The sequence below is a fragment of the Pseudomonas sp. S4_EA_1b genome, assembly GCF_016307435.1.
In the GTDB taxonomy this organism is placed as follows: domain Bacteria; phylum Pseudomonadota; class Gammaproteobacteria; order Pseudomonadales; family Pseudomonadaceae; genus Aquipseudomonas; species Aquipseudomonas rhodesiae.
Map to the genome: position 1 here is coordinate 26,689 of NZ_JAEILC010000150.1, position 6,000 is coordinate 32,688.

Annotated in this window: 3 protein-coding genes; all 3 read right to left on the minus strand. The window is 50.2% G+C overall.

Going from position 1 to position 6,000, the window contains the following annotated elements; all coding sequences use genetic code 11:
• Positions 1–53: 53 nt before the first annotated feature.
• Positions 54–1,499, minus strand: coding sequence for a tetratricopeptide repeat protein (locus YA0848_RS33320; protein WP_198712543.1), 1,446 nt, complete (start codon positions 1,497–1,499; stop codon positions 54–56).
• Positions 1,496–4,261, minus strand: coding sequence for an NERD domain-containing protein (locus YA0848_RS33325; protein WP_198712542.1), 2,766 nt, complete (start codon positions 4,259–4,261; stop codon positions 1,496–1,498). Before YA0848_RS33325 ends, YA0848_RS33320 begins: the two co-directional genes overlap by 4 nt.
• Positions 4,262–4,283: 22 nt before the next feature.
• On the minus strand, positions 4,284–6,000 hold a 1,717-nt coding region (gene pglX / locus YA0848_RS33330), incomplete at its 5' end, for a BREX-1 system adenine-specific DNA-methyltransferase PglX (protein ID WP_198731527.1).

Genomic DNA, 6,000 nt, shown 5'->3' on the forward strand with positions numbered 1-6,000 from the left:
AACATCCGGAGATTTATTTCTCGAAAAGCCAGGGTTGTCACCATAGTTGTAATTCATGGCTGGCCTTGCAATGGTCCGAGTTCACCTGAGTTTGGTGAGCCAACTTCTTTAAACAGGGTAATAGCTTTCCACCCGTATTTGCTCTTGGTTTTGTCAAAAGACATAACGGCTGCGCCGGCAACCTCGGCGTCCCGCTGTACGCCTTCAACAAGACCTGGCGGGACAAAAATGTCGCCATTTACAAACCCAAATCCTTTTTCGCTTACTTTCAAGCTTCCTTTGAATAAACGGATATCCTGAGTTTCAATCACCTGTATATTCTCAACCGAAACGACATCATGACTCTCAGAGCCCATGTCGCAAAAGATCTTCACAAGAGTTCCAGGCTTAGGGATTTTTCGATTTTCAAATACAGCCTTTCGCGCAGAAAATTTAAGATCTCTGTGGATATAAATCGTGGCGCCTTTACCTGACTCGTGTACTGAAAAAAGTACACCTGACAAGTAGGTTGGTTTGGCCATGGCGTACTGATTGGCACCTATTGCGAGCTCCTCTACATGAGCATCAAGATCACTGGTATCCAGCGATGCGTCAAACCATGCAGATGACGTAAGCTCAACGATGCTGCCTTTAAGCGCCCAGCCATTATTGCTGTAGATTTTTGTCAGTTTTACCAGTGCCTTTGAGGCGTAATCATGCACGCCTGTCTGGGCAAGTAACTCCGCCAGTCGCACCAGTCCGGGGATGCTGAACTTGGGGTCGTGAGCGCAGGTTAAGCCGAAAGAGACTAGGCAAATAGCTTTTTCCGGTTCGTTTTCATAGGTCTTGGCCAAGCCAAACCATGCCCAGGATTCGCCGCGCTTGTTTCTGAGCACAGACAGATAGGCGTCTCGTGCCCTCACGATGTCGCCGGCAGTTACAAAAATCCTGGCTTTATCGTATTCAAGCCAAATCTTGCTTTTCGATGAGTCCTGAGTCTTATCCAGTGCGTAGTTTATAAGTGCGACGACTCGACCTGCCGGAAGGGGACTCTCTAAGCCTTTGTGCAGGTAATTGACGGCCACCATGCGTGCCAGTCGCAGTACAACGCTGGGTGACTCTCCTTTTTCTGTGCTGAATGGTTTGTGATCGTCTGGACTAAACAGTGCACGGCCGCGTTGCAAAATGAAGAGACAGATCGGATCGCAAAACTTTCCGATTTCACGGAAAAGATTCCACAGGCGGAAATCAATATTTTCACTTGGGAGCTCTAGCTGAAGGAGTTGAATGCGAGATGCCCAAAGATCAATCATCCGCTGCTCATTGGGATACGGCGTTTTGTTATCGCGTGTTTTGATAGGCTCCAGCAGCTTTTTCAGCTCTGAATAAATGACCCAAAACAGCGAAGTCTTTAGGAACGTGTTAGCAGAGTCTTTCTCCAATGCCTTGGAGCCTACCTGCCAGGCGCCTTCCAGATCCTCACGCGATTTGTGATCCCGAATATCATCAAAAATGCTCATGACTGCACCGCCAGAGCTTTCTCCAGTTGTTGTACGATACCTTCTGTGGACGCTTTCAAGACCCGTATGGAGCTGACCATTCCTTCCTTGTTAGCATCAACCTGGATTTCAATTCCTTCGTTATCAACTGCAAGCGTCAACTGCACCCGGTAACTGGCCTCCGTCCCCTCGATTATCACGAAGTTATACGCAGCCAATAGCTCCTGAAGTGTCTCGACAGCTTCAGCCAAGGTTTCGCTCTGTGGCTTGAAAGGCTTCATCAGCAGCTTTCTAATGGTTTTCTGTTCAATATCATTGCCGTCGATAAAAACCACGTTGGTGACGGCAAAGTTTTTGTCGTAATGCAGTCTGACTCGAATGTTTGTAGCGGCTGTTTGGTAAGAGAACGTGATGACCACCTGATAGCTATGCTCACGCCAGTCGCTAAGGCTCCAGTCTGAATCGGCAAGCCGTTCGCTTAGCTCAAGAAAAAGCGGGCGCAATGCCATGTCGCTGAAACCCGACGGCATAGCCATCGAGGCTTCCTGTTCTGTGGGGTGACGAAATGCGTCATAAAACAGACTGTGCTTGAGCGGGAAAGTACCAATTCTGATGTTATGGGCGCGGCTCACAGCTGCATTGCTCAGGGGACTGAGCAAGGGCATCTGTCGGACAGTGAAGGTCTCGTCAGCACCGACGGAGGCGGTATACAGCCATCGGAAATAGTCGGCGTTGTTGGGTTTTTCACTCGAAGCGCTGCGTGATGCATTTACCCAGACACTAGGCCAGCGACGCCCCTGAGCACGATGTAGAGTCAATGCATGAGCTGGACGGATAAGCGCTGCAGACAGATACCCATGCGCCTGAAGAACCTGGTATTCAAGCCTGTCATATTCGGCCCTTGCCTGCTTATAGCGGGGATCAGTCTTGTCCGGTAGTCGCTGCTTGTGCACTTCAAGCTCTGGCTTGGCAAGCTGTCCAGCGAGCACTTGGAGCGCCAGGTACTGGTCTCCGGTGATGTCAGGCCGATCAGCTTCAAAGTAATCTACCAAGTAGCGGAACTCCACTTCTCCCAAGCCTGGCAGCCGGCAACTGGCTCGCTGGAAGTGAAGGCGTATTGGCTCTTTGCGCCCACGAAGTTCAACAAAATGAGTTTCAAGACGCTCCTCAACAAGGCCGACAAGACCAATATCGCCGGAGTTGACCCAGCGAATCGTACTTTGATTGATTGCATCTGGCTCGGACGCGAGGATCGGTGTGCGGTTGTGAAAGTCAATCCGGTCACCCGCCGCTAATTTGGTCGGACTGAGATGCCCCAGAATCTTTGTTTTCACCGCGCCATTGACCTTGGCGGCTTGTTCATGAGTGCCACAAACCAGGATGGATTCAGCGCGGACATTGGATATGTCCGGCACCCAGCCCCTTGAATTGACGTTTTCAAGAATATCAAGACGCTTGCCTGACAGGCGTGGCAGCTTATTGAAGCGGCCTTTGTCTAAGCTATTCACGAGATGCGCCTGCAGTTTGCTTAGCGCGTCATCTCCGACATCTAGAATCTGTTCGGTCAACAGGTAGCTGACAACGCTGAGCCCTAACTGTTCCAGCATGTTGCCGCTGATCAGGGAACGCTGCAGTGATCCTCTAGGCATCTGATAGGGATCGCCGATAACCACAAAAGGTGTTTTATGCTTTGCAATAACCGAGAGAAAGTCATGAATCAGTCGACCGGAACCATAACGCCGGTCCCCCACATCAAACTCTTCGTCACTCAGCAGATGGGCATCCACCAATACAGGGATTTTGCCCTGTAAAAGGTGATCCTCTCTTATCTCGTGAATCCCTACTTTGCGACCGTCTTTAGTCTCAAAACGATTGGGCTGCTGGCTGTACAGCCAAGTATAGATAGAAACGGGCTGAGCTAAAGGGTGTTGATAGGTCGAGGAAATCCGTGCACTTGGGGTCAATAGGAGCAATTCGACACCGGCCTCTTCCAATGCATCCACAAGGTGGGGGAACAAGAAGCGCTTGCCGGTTGATGCCATGCCGGCGAGTCGAAATACGCCGCTGCCAGATTTCAGCCAGGTCGAGAACTCGCCCAATGCCTGACTCTGCTGCTGAGTCAATCTGTGTCCATCGCGCGCTGAGGTCTCCCGGCCGCTCAATCGATTGAGTTTGGGAGCGCCTGCCGGAACAAAAGGATCAATCCCCAGTTGAGCCGTGAGGCGCTCCATGTTTTCGCGCGAGAGAAAGATCTCCCGGCTGACAATGGCGTCCAGATCGCGAACGATCCGTCCCATATCGCTGATATGGAACCATGGCTTTATCAAGCCGGGTAACTGGCGGTGATCGAATTCAATCGGCCCCTGAAAGGCTACCAGAGCAGCGGCATGCCGCCAGTTGCAGGTCGCGTTAAGGTCGGTAAAGTTCCGGCTCAAAAAATCAAGCATGGCCCCTTTATTGATACGCAACTGGCGCAGCGGATTGACGCTGGCGCCGCCCTTTACTTGGACGTTGCTGCCCGCTTCCTCGTCTTCAATCAGCCAAGGGCCGTCTTCAGAAAACTCTAATTTTCCGCGAAACTCCTTAAAGTCGAGGATGATCACCGCGTTCGGCTTGATCACCATGGCATCCAGTTCACGGCTGCCCACATAAAAATTTCCCAGCAGGTACCAGTCCTGTCCAGAGTCTGAACAGTGTACGTCGAGCAAATCAAACAGCTCATTGAACGCTCGATTCTCGTGCGTATGCTCAAAGGGTCTGCCGCGGAATGCTTTCAGTGTCATCGGTAATGCTCCATGCGGGTGGTCAGTCGCCCTTGGCGCCTGTTACAGCCTTAACCTCAGCCAACAAGTCCCCAAGCTTGCCGTAGTTCACCTTCACGCCCTCATCCAGATCCAGGCTAATTCGCTGGTCTGCGTGGTGGCGAAGTTTTTCGTCGAAGGTGGCGAGTTCGGCTTGCTGGTTATGGAGAGTGGCAAGTTCCTTTTCAAGGCGCTTTTTCTCGGACGTGACTGTTTCGTTTTCGATGTCCGTGGCTAGCTTGTTAGCGTAGGTGTTGAGCTTGGCGGTGAGGGGGATGACGTACTCTGTACGCATGCGCGCCAGGGTGCCTTCGTTATAGCGGTGAAGGTAAACCAGGCACTCGAAGGCCTTGTGCTTGCCGGAGCTAAACAGCCAGTAGATGGGGCGCTTTTTGTAGGTCTTGAGGTGGTCTTTGTAGAACTGGGTGCTCAGGTAACGGCGTATGGTGTCTAGCGTCGATTCGCCACGCTTGGGCTTGATTGCATAGAGGCACAGACTCTCGGCAATAAAGTCGAGGTTTTCCTGCAGATGCTCCTCGCCCCAGACAGTGCGAACAAACTCGCGGAAGCGGTTGGTTGCGTCGTCGACGAACCATTCCTGATCGGTCAGCGGCAAGATGCCATCGATATCGGCGGGGAAAGTTTTATAGGCACCTTCGGCGACGAGTTCGGAAAAGCCTTGGTTGCCAGCATGTGCATAGACTAGGCCTTCACGGTCTAGGGAGTAGCGACCCATTACGCAGCCAAGTGCATAGCTAAGAATTTGAATGAGATTATCGCCGGATTGATCAGCGGCATCAAGAGCGTTATTTTTTAACTCAACCGAAATATCCTCCTCCAAATACAGCTCCGAAATAAGCTCTTGGTTAATTGTTTTTTCTATTGATGTAAGATCATTATCAGCCTGCTCGCGTTTGATTCGTACGCATTCAATCCCTTCTCGAATTAAATTCCCGGAAAAAACCGTTGTGTTTCCGAAGTCAAAAGATATTTCGTTGCGATCCCACTCTTCATTAGAGATTACATAGGCTCTCTTGGCTAAATTTGAAATCCCTCCCTTAAGCGATTCACTTACTTTCGGAATTGGCATGGAGCTAACCACGCCGTTACTGTAATGAATGCCTTGCAGTGAGATCTCGAGGAAGGTTTGGAAAACAGAACTATTGATATATCCCAAGAGCCAAAACATGTCATCTTCATTTGTAGGGAACATAGTTGGCCCAGATACATCGAAGACAAATCCTGAAGGTACATATCTTGCGCCAAATAGATTTGTTGTGAGATCGGACCAGCTAATGCCGCTGCGAAAGTAGAATGGCATATTTTTAGGCTTTGAATTGCTAGGAAGACAAAGCCCTTGCTCTAGCTTAGTCAGCTTGTCTTGCTTGATATCTGCACCATCGTTTTCCCAATTGACAACCCAGTCAAGATTTCCATACCATCGCCTAAAGGTCCCGCCCTTGTTGTGGGGAAACCATTTAAACCCACTATTAGAAGCAGCCTCTCTCGATGGAAGGTTAAATCCTATTTTTGTGTGCGACACCTCCCACCAGCATCTTAAAAATTCGTCATTATTTGCAGTTGCAAGCCCTTGACGAGGTTTTGCTATATCTGCGATAGATGGGCTTTTGGCAAATAGCTCACGAAATGATGCGCTGGCCCAATATGCCAGCGGGCTACCTGGTAAAACATTAAATTCATATTGAGCAGTATGATTAAAG

What these genes read in the sequence shown, in the direction of transcription:
- YA0848_RS33320 (WP_198712543.1), bottom strand. Translation starts at nt 1,499, where the DNA reads ATGAGCATTTTTGATGATATTCGGGATCACAAATCGCGTGAGGATCTG.
- YA0848_RS33325 (WP_198712542.1), bottom strand. Translation starts at nt 4,261, where the DNA reads ATGACACTGAAAGCATTCCGCGGCAGACCCTTTGAGCATACGCACGAG.